Origin of the sequence: Marinobacter sp. UBA5687 (assembly GCF_002420325.1) — a bacterium.
Lineage (GTDB): Bacteria > Pseudomonadota > Gammaproteobacteria > Pseudomonadales > Oleiphilaceae > Marinobacter > Marinobacter nauticus.
The window spans coordinates 67,422-85,168 of record NZ_DIHV01000052.1; the positions used below are offsets into that span (position 1 = coordinate 67,422).

General features: G+C 53.4%; 15 protein-coding genes and 1 pseudogene. 14 read left to right on the forward strand and 2 right to left on the reverse strand.

Annotated elements, in window-relative coordinates; all coding sequences use genetic code 11:
- The 5 genes from B3Y70_RS05595 to B3Y70_RS05615 form a co-directional block, all read left to right on the forward strand.
- On the forward strand, positions 1 to 276 hold a 276-nt coding region (locus B3Y70_RS05595; protein ID WP_414674109.1), incomplete at its 5' end, for an alpha/beta hydrolase.
- 9 nt (positions 277 to 285) lie between these two features.
- Complete coding sequence (modA, locus tag B3Y70_RS05600; RefSeq protein ID WP_273031172.1) at positions 286 to 1,053, forward strand: molybdate ABC transporter substrate-binding protein; 768 nt, start codon at positions 286 to 288, stop codon at positions 1,051 to 1,053.
- Complete coding sequence (gene modB, locus B3Y70_RS05605) at positions 1,053 to 1,733, forward strand: molybdate ABC transporter permease subunit (RefSeq protein ID WP_023012045.1); 681 nt, start codon at positions 1,053 to 1,055, stop codon at positions 1,731 to 1,733. The genes modA and modB overlap by 1 nt, the downstream gene beginning before the upstream one ends.
- Positions 1,730 to 2,809: a molybdenum ABC transporter ATP-binding protein gene (gene modC, locus B3Y70_RS05610; protein ID WP_273031170.1), complete on the forward strand. Its 1,080-nt coding sequence runs from the start codon at positions 1,730 to 1,732 to the stop codon at positions 2,807 to 2,809. Before modB ends, modC begins: the two co-directional genes overlap by 4 nt.
- 85 nt (positions 2,810 to 2,894) lie before the next feature.
- Positions 2,895 to 3,776, forward strand: coding sequence for an alpha/beta fold hydrolase (locus B3Y70_RS05615; RefSeq protein WP_273031168.1), 882 nt, complete (start codon positions 2,895 to 2,897; stop codon positions 3,774 to 3,776).
- Positions 3,777 to 3,865: 89 nt separating this feature from the next.
- Here B3Y70_RS05615 and B3Y70_RS05620 read toward each other — a convergent pair whose 3' ends face one another.
- Positions 3,866 to 4,774 carry a PEP-CTERM sorting domain-containing protein gene (locus B3Y70_RS05620; protein WP_199452976.1) on the reverse strand — a complete coding sequence of 303 codons (909 nt, stop codon included), beginning with the start codon at positions 4,772 to 4,774 and terminating at the stop codon, positions 3,866 to 3,868.
- Positions 4,775 to 5,043: 269 nt separating this feature from the next.
- Positions 5,044 to 5,685 (reverse strand): cAMP-activated global transcriptional regulator CRP, encoded by a 642-nt coding sequence (crp, locus tag B3Y70_RS05625; RefSeq protein WP_007153756.1) that lies wholly within the window; start codon positions 5,683 to 5,685, stop codon positions 5,044 to 5,046.
- 249 nt (positions 5,686 to 5,934) lie between these two features.
- Here crp and B3Y70_RS05630 point away from each other — a divergent pair, with 249 nt between their 5' ends.
- The 9 genes and pseudogenes from B3Y70_RS05630 to istB all read left to right on the forward strand — a co-directional run bounded on the left by B3Y70_RS05630 (position 5,935) and on the right by istB (position 17,654).
- Entirely contained in the window at positions 5,935 to 6,357 is a 423-nt protein-coding gene (locus B3Y70_RS05630; protein ID WP_199452974.1) for an OsmC family protein, read from the forward strand.
- A gap of 233 nt (positions 6,358 to 6,590) precedes the next feature.
- Positions 6,591 to 7,382, forward strand: coding sequence for an adenosylmethionine decarboxylase (gene speD / locus B3Y70_RS05635; RefSeq protein ID WP_011786962.1), 792 nt, complete (start codon positions 6,591 to 6,593; stop codon positions 7,380 to 7,382).
- Between the two features lie 149 nt (positions 7,383 to 7,531).
- A pseudogene (locus B3Y70_RS05640) lies at positions 7,532 to 7,741 on the forward strand (pirin family protein); the annotation flags it as partial.
- A gap of 76 nt (positions 7,742 to 7,817) precedes the next feature.
- The gene (locus tag B3Y70_RS05645) at positions 7,818 to 9,305 is read left to right on the forward strand and encodes a hypothetical protein (RefSeq protein WP_288589360.1); all 1,488 of its coding nucleotides are present in this window, start codon (positions 7,818 to 7,820) and stop codon (positions 9,303 to 9,305) included.
- Complete coding sequence (locus B3Y70_RS05650) at positions 9,305 to 12,427, forward strand: hypothetical protein (RefSeq protein WP_273031162.1); 3,123 nt, start codon at positions 9,305 to 9,307, stop codon at positions 12,425 to 12,427. Before B3Y70_RS05645 ends, B3Y70_RS05650 begins: the two co-directional genes overlap by 1 nt.
- Complete coding sequence (locus B3Y70_RS05655) at positions 12,427 to 14,496, forward strand: hypothetical protein (RefSeq protein WP_273031160.1); 2,070 nt, start codon at positions 12,427 to 12,429, stop codon at positions 14,494 to 14,496. Before B3Y70_RS05650 ends, B3Y70_RS05655 begins: the two co-directional genes overlap by 1 nt.
- Before the next feature lie 13 nt (positions 14,497 to 14,509).
- A complete protein-coding gene (locus B3Y70_RS05660) occupies positions 14,510 to 14,926 on the forward strand; it encodes a hypothetical protein (protein WP_273031158.1) in 417 nt (138 codons plus the stop codon).
- Positions 14,927 to 15,339: 413 nt separating this feature from the next.
- Positions 15,340 to 16,884: an IS21 family transposase gene (gene istA, locus B3Y70_RS05665; protein ID WP_318256802.1), complete on the forward strand. Its 1,545-nt coding sequence runs from the start codon at positions 15,340 to 15,342 to the stop codon at positions 16,882 to 16,884.
- 14 nt (positions 16,885 to 16,898) lie between these two features.
- Positions 16,899 to 17,654 (forward strand): IS21-like element helper ATPase IstB, encoded by a 756-nt coding sequence (gene istB, locus B3Y70_RS05670; protein ID WP_011784510.1) that lies wholly within the window; start codon positions 16,899 to 16,901, stop codon positions 17,652 to 17,654.
- The last annotated feature ends 93 nt before the right edge of the window (positions 17,655 to 17,747 follow it).

Consider the following 17,747-nt stretch of genomic DNA (forward strand, 5'->3'; position numbering starts at 1 on the left):
CCGGCAACCTGGCATCGGGATCTGCCGGTACACTTGCTGTCCGGCACCGCCGATGCCGTGGGCGAGATGGGGAAAGGCGTCCGCCAGCATTTTCAGACTATCCGGGAGTCGGGCATCGAGCAGGTAACGCTGCGGTTGTTCGACGGCGGGCGCCATGAGATGCTCAATGAAACCAATCGCATGGAAGTGTGGCAATACGTGCTAACCTTATGCCGTATTCAGTCGCCCGCTCGGTCGGAGGCCGGCGACCTGCCACTGGCCCAGTCACTACCATAAGGAATCGCTATGAGCCGCCGTACCTGCTGGCGCTTCTTCCCTTTGCTGGCAATCTGGCTGCTTCTGCCCCTGAGCAACGCCTATGCGGGGAACCTGACCCTCGCCGTCGCTGCCAATTTCACCGACACCACCGCCAGTCTGGTGGAGACATTCAAGGCCTCAACCGGTCACCGGGTCACCGCCAGCTTCGGCTCCACGGGCAAACTCTACGCCCAGATTCGCAACGGTGCTCCATTTGATGTGTTCATGGCGGCCGATGCTCAACGCCCCCGGTTACTGGAATCCGACGGGATGGGCGTTCCCGGTTCTCGCTTTACCTATGCCAGGGGCAAGCTTGTGCTCTGGAGCCCTGAGACCGCGGCCTTTATCTCTCCCATCGCCTACCTGAGCGAACAGCCGTTCTCGCGGCTGGCCATCGCGAATCCTAAAACTGCCCCCTATGGCTTGGCCGCACAGCAGGTTCTGGAACACCTGGAACTCTGGTCACCGCTACAGCCCAAACTGGTCCGTGGCGACTCCATCGCCCAGACTTTTCAGTTCATTGCCAGCGGCAATGCCCAGGCCGGGCTCGTGGCGCTGGCTCAAGTCAAAGCCTGGCCGAATCAGGACGGAACACTCTGGCGGATTCCGCAAGCCTATTACGCCCCCATCGACCAGCAGGCGATTCTTCTGAAGCGCGGTGCCGACAATGCCGCCGCCAGAGACTGGCTCGCCTTCCTGCAATCTCCGGAGGCTGCTGCGATTATTCAGGACTACGGATACGACACGGCGGACTGATGCTGGAAACCTATTGGCAGCCGGTCTGGCTGACGCTGAAGCTGGCTTCACTGACAACCCTGGTACTGCTGCTGGTAGGAACCCCGATCGCCTGGTGGCTGGCCCGGTCCCGCCACTGGCTGCGCCAGCCGATTGCTGCGGTCGTCGCCTTGCCATTGGTCCTGCCGCCCACGGTGCTCGGATTCTATCTTCTGCTACTGCTTGGCCCGAATGGCTGGGTCGGCCAACTGACAGAACGTCTTGGCCTGGGTTTACTACCGTTCACCTTTGAGGGCCTGGTAGTGGCCTCGGTTATCTATTCCCTGCCCTTTACCGTGCAACCCCTGCAGAACGCTTTCGAGGGTATCCGTGAAGGGTTTCTGGAAACCGCCGCCACCCTCCGGGCCGGGCCCTGGGACCGTTTTTTCTTTGTGGTGATTCCGCTGGCCCGCAACGGGTTCATCACCGCCAGCGTGCTGACCTTCGCCCACACGATTGGCGAGTTCGGCGTCATCCTGATGATTGGCGGCAATATCCCGGGCGAGACCAAAGTGCTGTCGGTGGCCATCTACGATCACGTGGAATCCCTGGAGTACACCCAGGCCCACTGGTTGGCTGCGGGCATGGTGGCGTTTTCCTTCATCGTCCTGGTGACCCTGTACGTCCTCAATGGCAGGGCCCGGGCGGGGGCCCTGCGATGAATCCCACAGCCATCGAGGCACGTTTTATCTGCCGCTTTCCCGGATTTGAACTGGATGTCGACCTGAAGCTACCCGGCAACGGGATTACCGCTTTATTCGGTCACTCCGGATGCGGCAAAACCACGCTGCTCCGCTGCATCGCCGGGCTGCAGCAGGCTCACGGACAGCTTTCCGTATGGGGCACGCCCTGGCAGAAAGACAACCTGTTCAGACCGGTTCATCAGAGGCCTCTGGCCTATGTGTTCCAGGAGACGCATCTTTTTCCCCACCTGTCAGTACTCCGAAACCTGACGTTCGGGCAGCGCCGGGTTCCGGCACAGGACCGCCAGATCCGATTTGACGATGCCGTCTCCTGGCTCGGGCTGGCCCACCTTCTGGAGCGTATGCCTGCCAGACTGTCCGGGGGCGAACGACAACGGGTTGCCATTGCCCGGGCCATTCTCACCAGCCCGCGACTGCTGCTGATGGATGAACCTCTGTCGGCACTGGATCAGAGCTCAAAGCAGGAGATACTGCCCTACCTTGAGCGGCTGCGCGACCATCTGGCCATTCCGATAATCTACGTTTCCCACTCCACCAGCGAAGTGGCGCGCCTGGCCAACCACATTGTAATGATGGACAACGGGCGTGTTATCGCACAGGGACCGCTGCAAGAGACTCTGGCCCGTGTGGACCAGCCGTTTCGGCTGGAGGAAGACGCAGGCGTACTGGTTCAGGCAACACTGGATGCGCTGGATGAGCCATGGCATCTCGCCCGCTTCAGCTTTGATGGTGGCAGCTTGTGGCTACGACAGGATCCGCGCTTCCGGCACGGTGACCAGGCCCGCATACAGGTACTGGCAAGAGATGTGAGTATCGCGTTGACGGAGCATCGCGACCAGAGTATCCAGAATTTGCTGCCGGCGCGGGTGGACCACGTCGAGACTGACGTCACCCCCGGCACCACCCTGGTGCGCCTGCTGGCTGGCAATACTCCGTTTCTGTCCCGGCTCACCAGCCGCTCCGCGGCCCAGCTGGCACTCACACCTGGCCAGCCGGTGTGGCTCCAGATCAAATCGGTTGCCCTGGTGGACTGAACGACTTCTGGCCCCTTTGGCCACAGAGTGTGACCAGTGATATCGCTACTCTGGCGTTTAAACACACTATGCCGGGAGCGGACTGATGCCGACCAAACATGAACACTGGGTGACCAGTGGAGACCTTCTTCTCTACGCCGTTGCGGAGGGCAACCCGGAAGCAACGCCCATTGTTCTGGTACACGGCTACCCCGACAACCACAGTGTCTGGGACAAGGTCACGGCCACACTCAGCCAGGAGTATCTGGTGATTCGTTACGATGTCCGCGGTGCCGGCCGTTCCGACAAGCCAGCCCGGACCCGGGACTATCGCCTGTCGTTACTGGCAAAGGATCTGCAAGCAGTCGTCAACGCCATAATCCCCGACCGACCATTTCATCTGGTTGCCCACGACTGGGGCTCCATCCAGAGCTGGGAATCGGTCACCGACCCCGACCTCCAGCAGCGTATCCGTTCCTACACGTCCATTTCCGGCCCCTGCCTGGATCATGTCGGCTTCTGGATTCGCAATCAGATCGGCTCACCGGCAAACGGCGGTACTACCAAAGTACTGCGGCAGCTGGCGAGTTCCTGGTACGTATTTCTGTTCCAGCTGCCGCTACTTCCGGAAGTAATCTGGAAAGCCGGGCTGGACAAAGTCTGGCCCGACTATCTCAAGAAACAGGAACAGGTCGCTGACGCCAGCTTCAGCCCCTTGCAGAAGGCAGACGGGCAATATGGCGTAAAACTCTACCGGGCAAACTTTCTGCCCAGACTGCTACGCCCCAGGCCACGGCACACCCGCTGCCCCGTTCAGGTGATCATTCCTACCCGGGATGCCTACGTTGGCCGTCAACTCACCGAATGCCTGGTGCAATGGACCGGTAAACTCACGCTGCAGGAACTGGATGCCCCGCACTGGGCGCCACTGACCGAGCCCGACGCCATCTGTCAGTCTGTATCAACCTTTGTTGGAAATAACGCTTAGCGGGCCTCAAAGCCCCTGATGATAACGGTCACAAAAACAACAAGGGCGCCCCGAAGGCGCCCTTGTTACTGCAAGCCTCAATCGAACGATCAGGCTTTCTTGCGGCGGAATGCCAGGCCAGTCAGACCCAGACCCAGCAGGGCCAGGGTACCGGGCTCCGGCACAGAAACCGGAGGCTGCTCGGTAATTTCCTGTACCTTGGTGTCAACAAACGATGCGGTGAACGAATCTGCGTTAGTACCACCGGAACGGAGAATGTTCAGGTTCCAGGCGGCACCGCCGGAATTCAGGGCCAGATCGACGTAGTCGCTGCCAGTGGTTCCGTTACCACTACCGATGTTGCCAGCGCCTTCACACTTGGTGAAACCACCCAAACCATCGGTCAGAAAACCGTTATCATCGCTGTCGATACCAATGGCATTGGTAGAGGACCCACCACAACCAAAGCGGTTGTTTACTACCACGTTGAGCAGGGCGTTCTTGCTGCCCAGACCCGCCAGCAAACCCTCTTTAGTAAGGTTACCATTGGTGTTGTCACGATCCTCGTCGGTAACCAGCACGAAGTTAACTGCGGCATCCGCGCGATAGCTCAGTTTATTCAGTGCCCAGTCCAGCGCGCTCCAGCCGTCTTCCGTGCCACCGTTGGTAACCAGCGTCGACGTTGCAGCAGCAAAATCGGTGGAACTGCCCCACTCCTGAGTGCCCGCCGTTACTGAATCCATATCATGGGCATGGGGATCCAGATGGTTGCTGGATGACCTGCCCCCGAAACCAACCAGCGAGTACCGGTTGCTCACCGAAGAGCCAACGCCCTCACCGACCAGACCACTCTCAAGGCTTGCAATCATATTGCTGAGCCAGGCGTGCTCTCCACCCATGGAGCCGGATTCATCGACCAGAAACACAACATCTGCCGTAATCGGCGCGGCAACAGAAGCGGAACTCATCAGGGCGGCTGCGGCCAGGCCAGCAGTGCCGGCAATCCATTTTCTTTTCATGGTTAAACTCCTTTTTGTGAGTCAATGTGTGACTCAACCGTCCCTGCGCGATTCCTGCCAGAATTCAAAAGATGATTATATTTCAGTTAGTTAGAAACCACACACTTAATGTGTCTGCGCACAACTGTAAAGTGCTTCGACACCATCAAAGCTGAGAAGGTAACGGAGCAGAAAACGGCAAATATACCGACGGAGATGCTGGGAAAAAGCGGTGCCCGTCAACAGCGGAGCACCGTTTTATGCAGAGATTACAGGGAGGGAGAGAGCAATCAGCGGGTACCGTAAACCACCATGGTTTTACCCTTGACCCGCACCAGACCTTGATCTTCAAGAGTTTTCAGAACCCGACCGACCATCTCCCGGGAGCAACCAACAATGCGTCCAATTTCCTGACGGGTAATCTTGATCTGCATGCCGTCCGGGTGAGTCATGGCATCCGGCTCTTTGCACAGATCCAGCAGTGTTCTGGCAACCCGGCCAGTGACATCAAGGAACGCCAGGTCCCCTACCTTACGGGTAGTCTGGCGCAGGCGCGAGGCCATCTGTTCACCAATAAAGTACAACACCCGCGGATCCTGCTGAGCGATTTCCCGGAACTTGGTGTAGCTGATTTCTGCCACTTCGCACTCAGTCTTGGCCTTGACCCAGGCACTCCGGGAATCCATGTTGTCGAACAGCCCCATCTCGCCGAAGAAATCACCGGCATTAAGGTACGCCATGATCATTTCACGACCATCGTCGTCTTCAATAATGACAGTGACCGAGCCCTTGACGATGTAGAACAGGGAATCGCTTTTATCACCCGCATAGATGATGGTGCTTTTGGCTGGGTAACGCCGGCGATGGCATTGGGAAAGGAAGTAATCCAGGTGTTTGGTCTTCTGCTCAACCGGCTTGACAATGGTAGCCATAATGCGAGACATGCCTCCTCAGAGTCTGGCGATTCCTGATCGTTTTTATATCCCCGCCTGTCCGTGCGGGTTAGGGGTTTTACTGATATGCCACGCAACTTATAACAAGAAGGTAACTTCTGGGCAACTCAAAAGCGGATACAGGATGTATCTGAAGGCAATACCGCTTTGGTCCCAACCACATCATGCCGCAGGGAGTTAACTGTGCTAGCATCCTGCCCATTCATTCAGGCACCAGGGGTAACTCCGATGAAAGCAACCGTCGACTGGACAGGCAATGCCAGCTTCAAAGCAACCAGTGGCAGTGGCCACAGCGTTCAACTGGACGGCCCCCCGGATCACGGTGGCGAGAATCTGGGTCCGCGCCCGATGGAGTTGCTGCTGATGGGCGTGGGCGGCTGCTCCTCCTTCGATGTGATGAGCATCCTGAAGAAAAGCCGCCAGGACGTGATCGCCTGTCACTGTGAGCTTGATGCGGAGCGCGCTGATGAGGTGCCGGCTGTGTTCACCCGCATTCATCTTCATTTTGTGGTTAGCGGAAACAACCTGAAGGAAAAGCAGGTGGAGCGCGCAGTCAGCCTGTCTGCCGACAAGTACTGTTCAGCCTCGATCATGCTGGGCAAAGCCGGTGTCGAGATCACGCACAGCTTCGAAATCCAGGCCGCCAGCTAGAACGGCAGGTCAGATTCCGGCCAGCGCCCTGCAACCGCGGCTTTCCGTTATAAAAAATGTCATTGCAAATACTATTCAATGACACCTGCGGTATGCATAATACGCAACTTTCTCCGCCGGTCTGCGCAAAAGGTGAACAGCTCCATTCACCCGGTCAGTAGTCGGTGGCGGCCTCGGCAGGGAGAGTTCCTCTCCCTGTGATCATTCATCTCCATTTCCCGGAGGGGCTGAGCATGGAAACCAAACTCCAGCTGCACGGTTTCAACAACCTGACCAAATCCCTGAGCTTCAACATCTACGACATCTGTTACGCGCAGACCGAAGAACAACGCGAAGCCTATATTGATTACATCGACGAGATGTACAACGCCGAGCGTCTGACCCAGATTCTGACCGACGTGGTCAAGATCATCGGTGCCAATGTTCTCAACATTGCCCGCCAGGATTACGAGCCTCATGGTGCGTCCGTCACCATGCTGATCGCCGAGCACGAACTGTCCGACAGCGAAGCCAATAACGAAGAGTCCCCTGGTCCGCTGCCGGATACCATTGTGGCGCATCTGGACAAGAGCCACGTGACGGTGCACACCTATCCGGAAAGCCATCCCCATGACGGCGTAAGCACCTTCCGGGCCGATATCGACGTGTCCACCTGCGGTCTGATTTCACCGCTGAAGGTACTGAACTACCTGATTCACAGCTTCGACTCGGATGTGGTTACCGTTGACTACCGTGTACGCGGTTTCACCCGTGACGTGGACGGTACCAAGCATTACATCGATCACGACATCAACTCGATCCAGAACTACCTGACCGAGGATACCCAGAACGCGTATCAGATGATCGACGTCAACGTGTATCAGGAAAACCTGTTCCACACCAAGATGATGCTCAAGGAGTTCAATCTGGACAACTATGTGTTCGGAGTGAACGCCGGCGACCTGGACCCGGCAGAAGCCCAGTCCATCGAGGATCGCCTGCGCCGGGAAATGCTGGAAATCTTCTACTCCCGCAACGTGGAATAATCGCTCCGGAGGTGACGACGGGGTTCCCGTCGTCACCTTTTGATGCCTTCGTCAGTTTTTTTGACTTCCCCCGCCAGAATTCTGCGTTTTCATCCCTTCCACCATCCCGGTTAAATAGCCCCATGACTAACCGAGAGGAGGACGGGATCATGCTTCGCTCCCTGAAACAAACCATTCCCGCACTGGCCACATCCGATGGCGCCGGGGTTCGCATCAAACGCTCACTGGGCCAGCGCCAATCCGTGCGAATGGACCCATTTCTGATGCTGGATGAGTTCGGCTCTGACCAGCCACAGGATTACATTGCCGGCTTTCCGGCCCACCCGCATCGGGGCTTTGAAACCGTCACCTATATGATTACGGTACACGCAGCGAGTTGACATACACCAGTGCACGCAATATTGTGTGTACATACACTGCATGGACGACCAGCCCGTGAAGGCAGGGAACTTTTCAAAAGAGCCCCTCAACTCAACCGCCTATTGGTCGAAGATTAGAGTCTTCATTCCAAGAAGAGTTCGTTACGAGTCAGAAAACCTCGCCGTATTCTCGCCATACCGTTTTCAAGACCCCTACTCGCTGACGGGGCTAAAAGAAGATGGAATCATTCGAAACTTCCCCATGCTATTCCGTGGAAACGGCGACCCTTGGGATACCGGCAATCTCTATTTGATGCATGAAATGGCAGAAAGGGCAAAATTCGATCTGGTAACCGTTGAGACCATTGAAACTCACGCAGTTCACCTCCTGGCCTTTCTGAGATGGCTGGAACACAACCAAGCTGCGGGGAACAGCATCAACGAGTTCACGTTTCCTGATGATCCTCATGAGCGCGTCACTTACTCATATCGCCGGTATTTAATGAGGCAGTTGCGGAAAACGCCACCTCCTTTTTCACTCGGAGTGGCCAAAACCCGTATGGGTGTGGTCGTTAACTTCTATAAAGGCTTGATAAACGGAAAGCTGATAGATGTCTCCAGGCTTCCCAACCCTCCTTACGAGCAAACGGTCGCTGGCATCCCTTACGTCAACCAGAAAGGACTCGTACGAATAAAAGAAGTCCTAACAACAGATTTGGCTATAAAAATCCCCAAGCGCGACCCTGATGCAGATACAGAACATCTAAATGATGGGGGGAAGCTCAGACCCCTTGAACCCGAAGAACAACGACTGATTACGATCGCACTCGAAGGTTACGGCAATCGGGCGTTTGAGTTAATGATGATATTTGCGTTTACCACAGGAGCCCGAAAACAAACTCTTGGTACTCTGAGGATTCACCACATTAGAAATCTCTTAGAGAAGCAGTCAGGACAAGAGTTGAAATTAAAAGTTGGTGCAGGGACTGAAATCGATGTGAAAAATAAAGGCGATCTCAAACATTACCGCCTCCACATTCCACGCCTTGTAGCCAAAATGCTTCTTGATTATTCCAATTCCATCGAAGCCAAAAAACGCCGCGATAAAAGCTTTTATGGGGATTCAGATCGAAATTACATATTCCTCACACAAGAAGGAACACCTTATTACACTAGTAAGGTCGAGATTTCAGACCGTGAAAATCCCGAATTTAGCAGCCGCATTGCAGCCGTAAACCGCATTGATTTTCCAGTTGTAAGAGGTCGAGCACTTAATAATCTTACGAAAAGACTCGCTGACAAGATCCGGCAAAAGCACCCCAGCTTTAAAGATTTTCGTTTTCATGACACCCGCGCAACTTATGGAATGAATTTCGTCAGACACTTTATCGATGCAGGGCATCCTCCGAGCAAAGTTGTAAGCGATCTATCTGCCCGTATGGGGCACGCCGATACCAGCACTACCCATGCTTACCTCTCCTTTGACTCAAACAAAGATAGAATGGATACCACCGAAGACAGTTATGCCGCTTGGCTAGAAATAAACTATCGACGGGAGGCTTAATGTCGGGCCTTAGCCAACTTAAACCAATCCAAACCGAAGAAGTATTGGCAGCGTCAGACATCGAAGCCGAAAAACCTAAAAACCCCGAAAGTACCGTAGTGATATGGCCAAAATCTGAACGTACCTTTCCAGCATTCCAGTATTGTTATTTGGAACGCGAAGCACTTTCGAATGGGAAACTTCCACACGAAAAAACCAGGAACTTCTTAGTGATCACAGAATCTCTGTGCCCTCAACGAAGAGATTTGGTGGCCACATGGATTCAAGAGATGGTACGCGGAAGATGCAGTATTAATAGGGCTATTCATATAGGCCAAGCATTAACATGGATCGACCAAAATAAACTCGAAAATTTTCTATTTGTCGAAGAAGACGCAAAATGCCTGTATCGGCATTATACAAGTCATCTCATTCAATTAGTGAAAGAGAAAGAAGGAGACCTAAACTCAGTCGATGGCATAAATCTGATTCATGCTGGAAACCTACAACGCGGCATGCAATCTATCATTGAATATTCCATAGGGATCAGTCGCCGGGAAACCAGAAAATGGGCGACCATTCTGAGTCGTTCAAATTTTGATCCGTGGTATGCGCAGTTTGATACAGTTGAGCCAATTGAATTATCTGTAGAGTGCGGCATACCAAAAGACAGTGAAATTACGCCAGAAAATACTCGCGTCGCATTTAAACCAACGTACAGCGGCAGTATAAATGCCTTCAAATTTTGCTACTTGGATCGCGCATCCCTAACCTCTGTAGGCCGTGGTCGCAGCAATCAAGCCCAAGTGAGAGTTCGGTTGTCATCCATTTCCAAGCAAAGATGCCGACTCGTCTTACTCTGGGTGAAGGACATGTTAACTAGGTCGAAAAGCCTCGATAAATCCAACACGGTTTGCGTTTTATTTGACTGGATTGACAGAGCTAAACGAGACAGTGATCTCTATGAAAAGTCACGATCACAACCTCTTTATCAAGATTTTACCGCTCACCTAAATGACGCCATCTCGGACAATGCCCTATCTCTCGGGCAGGCTGTAAAGTGGCAAGCAGAAATGCGCTATATCTTGAGCCTGAGCAACAACATACCAGCCTCAGAAATCGAGGAATGGGCTGCTAAAATTACTTTGCAGATCGAATATTCGAATCTTGATAATGCTTATGTAGAGGTGGAAACTTATGAGTTAATCGGTGACTCAGAGGATAAAGCCCCCAATGACGTTGTGCCCGAACAAGCTGTTGTAAACTACCCTTTGCAACCGAGCTATAAAATCCGTGCATACAAGTTTTGTTATTTAGATCGGGCCAGTCTGATACCGGATGTTTCTCCTTCCTCTGCATTTGCTCGACGGGTCAATCCAGCAAGTCTATGCCCAAAAAGATGCAAACTTATGGCTCGCCTAATAAGGCTTGCCATAAACGGAACCCTCGTTCCTTATCGCGCTTATAGAATAGTCTCCATCATGGACTGGATCGACGCAAAAGGGCGCGGCGAGGACCTGCACAGCGTAGATGATGCCAAACGACTCTATGCAGATTTTACTCAGTATCTTCTTCACATGGCGCGATTGTCTCAGGTCGGGGACAAAAAGGGCTTTGGCTTGAGCACTGCCTGCCATAAGCAAGAGGCAATGGCCGATCTCATTAAACTATCAACAAACGTGCCTCTTTCCACCGTTAGAACGTGGGCAACGCAATTAACGAGGAATGCCCAAGACCTCCCGCAGCCACGATTAACTGAAAATGACGCAAAGACCGCATATCACCTACATAGTCGTTTTTTTTGGGGATATAGCCAACTAGTGCTAAGCGATCATGCAGCAGCTGCCCCACTCAAAATCCAACTCAGTGATCTTGGATACGAAGATTTTGTAGCTTTCAATCACAATGTCACGAGCTACACAAAATATGGAGCAAGAGGCGCGGAGAAGAATTGGCGAAACGTCGCATTTTCTGAAGCTGGCTTCGACGATGATATCCAATCAGTAGCTCGCAAAACCAAAGCCCAGGGAATCTGCTTCGATGCAAACCAGAGAGAAAACTACAGAGCATCGCAAAGAGTGTTGGTCGTTAACAATTTCCAGCTAGGCGAATGGACGATAAGGCATTTTGCAAACCGAGCTATCAAACATTTTGGCTACATGCTTATGTTTGCCTCTGGATGCAATGCTGACCATCTCTCAGGTATTGATTGTCAGAAAGGCCTTCTACCAAAAGAGGACGGTGCAAACCGTATGATCGCATTTAAAGGGCGCGTAAAAAATGAGCTACAAAAAGTTACCGTGCCCAGCGCATTCCAGAAAGATTGGCGACAGATGATTCGCCTCAGAGAATGGATGTCCAGTTACTGCGACCAGGATGCTCCAAAATTTGGCCTTTGCTACGTTCCCCTTCGAGGAATTAACAAGAATAAATTGGTCAAGTTAGATGATCGAACCCTAAAAGATTCGTTGGCGTGGCCTGAAAACGGGCCGAGCTTAGTGTCAAGAACGCCCCGAAAATCGAAGATACAAAGAGTGCTAGAGATATCAGGTGGCGACATTGGCCTTGTTGCCGGGATGGTTTCCAACAAACCAAACACTATCCGAAAGCACTACGGTTTCAAAACGTTTGAGGACTCCGCCAAGCAACTCTCGCAATTCTTTACTGCTCTAAAGACCTCGGCAAGCTTGCGGGTTTCAGGAAAGGTTAAGCCACCCATCGTAAGTTCAGGCGAAAAAATCCCAACAGGTAAATGCGTTGCTAAAACAGAAGACGACCGAAGGTATATAGATGGGATCGATGAAGTCCGGGCACCTGAACTGACATGTGGAGCCCCGCTCGCCTGCTTTTTCTGCAAAAGCTTCGGCATCTTCAACAACTACGAGGATATCCACCGAATCCTATCAGTGGCTGCATACATTAAATTTCAAAGCATACAAAAGTCTCAGGCACTTGAAATCCACGGTGAAAAATTCTTGCCAATAGTCGCTCGAATTGAAGAGATTGTTGAGGCATTCAAAAAACGAAGCAAAGCAGCAAAAGAAATTGTTCAGCGGTCTTCAAGATCAATCGAAAAAGGAGATTTGGACCCTTTTTGGCTTGCCCAGGTAAATTCCCTTCTTGATGCCATTGAGGTCAGCTGATGTCATTTTTTATGGTAGGCAACTTGAATACTGAGTTCGTGCCTGATCGCCTTGAAGACTTAGGTGGATTAATTCCTGGTGATTTTGTTGTCTCGCGCAAAATAAATGGTGAGGTCCTATCCAAGTTCGAAGATGACACCTGGGACTTGACCACTTACGGAACCAGATCGGTTTACACCTTTAATACTTGGCAAACTGGAGATTTTGATCAGCTCTCGCGCGTCATAACCGACGAGATAAAGTCCATCACCTGGCTTGGAATGTTCAACCCAAGAATCGCCAGAAAAAAAAACAAAAAAATGGTGAGCTTTAGCGGTTACATCAAAGCCCTTAAGGCAATTGCCAAAATCGCATACCACTGTAACGTTTCGATAGTCGATTCTCATTCAAATTCAAAGTTTCAAGCAGCACTCAAATCCTCTTTTTTGTTTGCTATTAGCGACGAAACCGAGCAAGCCCAATGGCTTTCACCTTACATCAAGGAGGTTTTAAGAGTTTGTCACAGCACGGTAAACGATGATTTATGTGAAAAGCTACCAAAATGGAAAATTGTTCCAGATGAGAGCTACGATGACTGGGTTAAAAGATTAAATATTGCAAACAAATATATTCGGGACAAGGGTAAGAGAACGCCGCTGGTTCCAACTCGCATACTGGCAACAATCCTTGAGGAGACGGAAAAGCAACTGGACGACGCTCTTCCTCTCATGGAAAGGTTCGTGGAATTTTTTGAGGCGATCTACGAAGACCCCCACCTATTCAGTGATAGTATAGGACGTGCTCGAAACGCTGTGACACGGATTATTGGAAGCGGAAGGCCTAGCCCCGGACCAACCTCCAAATCCAGACTCGTATCGAGAAAAGAAACGCTGAAACGATTCGGTCTTGATGGCTATCTTGAGAAGAAAGGAGTTGACGCACACCTACAAAACATCACCAATCATCTTTGCCAATTGCAAGCATTCTCAGCGATTCTCATACACTTCTACTCCGGCATGCGTGCTAGTGAGGTAGAAGTCTTGCCCTTTGATTGTCATCAGGTCATCGACATTCCTAATTTTGGAAAGGTAGATGTTCTCTTATCCCACACAAAGAAGCTGGCCAGATCCAACTTTTCAAGATTGCTCCCTTGGGTTACTTCACCAATCGCTAAGAAAGCCATTAAGGCCTCCCAGGCCATTGCGAGAATAAACTGGGTTAGAAATAGCCCTGATCGATTTCCAAGTCGGCATGAAACAGTCCCCCTCTGGCTCGCCAACCAATGGAAAAAATGCGCTACGCCTGTGAGCTATGAATACCCCATTGCATATCGCTCCATTGTTCTCGCGAGTAGCATCAAATCGTTCAAAAATGTCGAGATAAGACGATCAGACATTGAGGAGCTCGTTGTTTTCGATGCATTTCGAGATTGGGACGAAGAACCTGAATTTGAGATCGGCCAGCCTTGGCCACTTTCTACGCATCAGGGCAGGCGGTCTGCTGCTGTATATGCCTCGCGCTCAGGGATGGTTTCTCTGCCATCGTTAGCTACGCAATTCAAACATCTGACACTCATGATGACAGCGCTGTATGCCGAAAACTCAGCATTTGCCGAATCCTTCATCGTCAATGAGGATGGCCGCATTCCTGAAAGCCATACGGTCATCGGTGACCTTAGAGCCTCTAAAAACCTGAATGACTCTGTTGCTTTTGAAGAGCAAGTTATCAAGGCACACGGGCCTCTGCTGGGAGGACAGGGAAATGCTTTTCAATCTGAGAAAGACAGAAACTTACCCCATTTCCTGGACGATGCCAGAGCCATTCAGAAGGAAATAGAAGTAGGCAAAAGAAAATACGTCCCGTTACCTACGGGTGGTGGGTGCATGAACGAAACTGGCCCATGCGATAGCTACGGCATCGACTGGACTTTCCCATGCCTTGGGTGCGCCAAGTCTGTTTTCGAAGACGATGTTTTGGAGGAGGCTGCGGCTAGTTTGGAGTTCTCGATGCAGGAGATGAGTCCAAACTCCCTCTCCTACAAATTTAGCAACGAAAAGCTCAGACTCATAAAATCCCGACTTACTGACTAAAAAGGACCAAGCCATGGGAAGCAAAGCGCTATCTGAGTATTTCGGTGCCTTGCAGCGCCTAAAGCAAGGCGAGCCGGAACGCATCAAGAAAGGGTCGCTCATTAATAAGGACAATGTTGCCAGGGAGGCTGGGCGAGCAAGGGGTAGCATCCGTAATAGACCTGGCTTTGAATCGTTGTTAGAGGCTATCGAGAATGCCCAAAAACAGTCTTCGAGACGTCGATCCTCACTAACTGAAAAAGAACGCATAGAAAGTCTAAACAAGAAAATACAAAGCCTTAAAAATGAAAACAATCGGGTGAAAGCCCGCTATATGTCACTGCTTTATTTAAACTTTGAGATGGCGAAAAAACTTCGGAATGCTGGCATAGATGTACCTCAGTTAGGCCCTGTTATGGATTTAAAGATCGAAGATGAAGTGAAGTTTTAGCCACCGCGCCGGTCGCTCATCAATACTCTTCCAAATTTCTCATGGAGTTATTAAGCGAAAGACCATCGGGCGGAAAATTCTGATAAGCGGTGCAACGAGAACAGAGATATTTACACTCGGCAAGCTGAGCTTTTACCTAGGCAACGTCCACCAGTACGATTTCACTGTCCTGCTGAGCACTTGCATATTCCGGCCCATCGTGACCGCCCATTCCGTTTGAACGTGACCGCCTGTTCCGGGCGATCGTGACCGCTCATTCCGTTTTATCGTGACCGATTTCGGGTAGTTTTCCGGAATCGCCGGTCACGATGCCGGAATCACCGGTCACGTTCCTCCGGAATCCCTGCCAACACGCTGGAATTCTTCAACTTTATCCGGCATACCCCTTCCTTTTTCATCACGAGGAAGGGCAGATGCCGGCAGCGAGGATTTCCATGCGACAAATCATCGAGGTCTTGCGCCTCAAGTACGAAGCGGGCCTGAGCCACGAACGCATTGCCCGTGCCTGCGGGCTCTCCAAGGGCGTGGTCGGCAAGTACGTCAGCCTGGCCACCGCGCAGGGCATCACCTGGCCGTTGCCGGAAGGCACGGATGAAGCACGGTTAGAGGCCCAGCTGTTCCCGGCCAAGACGCCGCGCGAACGCTTTGCCGAGCCCGACTACTTCCAGGTCCATCAGGAACTGAAGACCAAGGGCGTGACCCTGCAACTGCTCTGGGCTGAGTACGTAGAGCGCCACGGCGACAAGGCTCGCCGGTACAGCCAGTTCTGCCATCACTACCGGCTCTGGCGCGGCCGGCAGCGACGCAGCATGCGTCAGGTCCACCGGGCCGGTGAAAAGATCTTTATCGATTACTGCGGCCCCACCGTGCCGGTGGTGGACCGCAGCACTGGCGAGATGCGCAAGGCCCAGGTCTTTGTGGCCGTGCTGGGTGCGTCCAGCTATACCTTCGCCGAGGCCACCTGGAGCCAGAGCCTCCCGGACTGGGTCGCCTCCCATCAGCGCATGCTGGCGTTCTACGGTGGCGTGCCGGAACTGCTGGTTCCGGACAATCTCAAGGCAGCGGTCACCAAGGCAGACCGATACACGCCCCAGATCAACGAGACCTATGCGGAACTGGCCGCCCATTACCAGACGGCAGTCTTACCGGCACGCCCCTACAAGCCCAAGGACAAAGCGAAGGCCGAAGCCGCTGTGCTGCTGGTTGAACGCTGGATCCTGGCCCGGTTGCGGCACCGAACGTTCTTCTCACTGGCCGAGCTGAACGCAGCCATCGCCGGACTGCTACCGGCGCTGAACCAGCGCCGGTTCCAGGGGCGTTCCGAGAGCCGCCAGAGTCTGTTCGAAACGCTGGACCGACCCGCACTGAAGCCACTGCCGGCAACGCCCTACGTTTATGCCGAGTGGCGTAAGGCACGACCGGGCATCGACTACCACATTGAGATCGACAAACGGCTGTACAGCGTGCCTCACGCTCTCGTGGGCGTGAAGCTGGATGTACGGGTGACCGACACCGCCGTGGAAGTCATGCACAAGGGCCAGCGGGTGGCGTTGCATCCCCGCCACGGCAAGAGCCGCTTCGTCACCCTGACCGAGCACATGCCCAAATCCCACCAGGCCCATCAGAACTGGTCTCCCGGACGGTTCCTGAACTGGGCCGCGGACATCGGCCCCGCCACGCTCGACGTGGTGCAGCGACAGCTCAAGGATCGCCCCCATCCCGAACATGGCTACCGGGCCTGCCTGGGGCTGTTGAACCTGAGTCGACGTTACAGCCGTGACCGGCTGGAGCAAGCCTGTGCCCGGGCGCTGTCCATCAACTCGGCCAGCTACCAGAGCATCACCTCGATCCTGAAGCAGGGCCTGGATCAGCTTCCCCTGACACTGACCGAGGAAGAACCGGAACTGGCCGATCTGCCCGTTCACACCAACGTTCGTGGCCCCCACTACTACCACTGATCCCGGAGACACTGATGTTGACTCAAAACACTCTCGACACCCTGCGCCAGCTCAAGCTGACCGGCATGTGCGATGCCCTGGAACAACAGCGGGCGCAGCCTGACACCCACGACCTGGCGTTCGAGGAGCGTCTTGCCCTGCTGGTAGATCGCGAAGTGCTGCACCGCGAAAACCGGCGACTGGAGCGGCTGCTCAAGGCCGCCCGGTTGCGTGTGCCGGCCTGCATTGAAGATATCGACTACCATCACCCGAGAGGGCTGGAGCGCTCCCGCATGGCCGGACTGGCCAGCTGTGACTGGATCCGCCAATCCCTGAACCTGTGCATCACCGGGCCCACCGGGTGCGGTAAGACCTGGCTGGCATGCGCCCTGGGCAACCAGGCCTGCCGGCAAGGCCTCTCAGTTCGCTACCTGCGGGTACCGCGTCTGTTCGAACAACTACGCATCGCCCATGGCGATGGCAGCTATGCCCGGCTGATGAACCAGTTGCTAAAAACCGACCTGCTGATCCTGGATGACTGGGGCATGCAGAAGGTAACCGCGCAACAGCGACAGGACCTGATGGAAGTGATCGAAGACCGGCACGGCAGGGGTTCAACTCTCATTGCCAGCCAGTTACCCACGGAGCATTGGCACGATTACATCGGCTCCGCCACGCTCGCCGACGCCATCCTGGACCGGCTCCTGCACGGCGCTCACCGGCTCAATCTGAAGGGGGAATCACTGCGAAAAGCAAAAACACAAAAGACGGAATCTGTTGACCCATCGTGACCGCTCAGAGTACAAAATCGACTCCAGCGTGATGGCCGTGTGCAAATCGGTCACGATCCCCGGAATGACCGGTCACGTTCGCCGGAATACGCA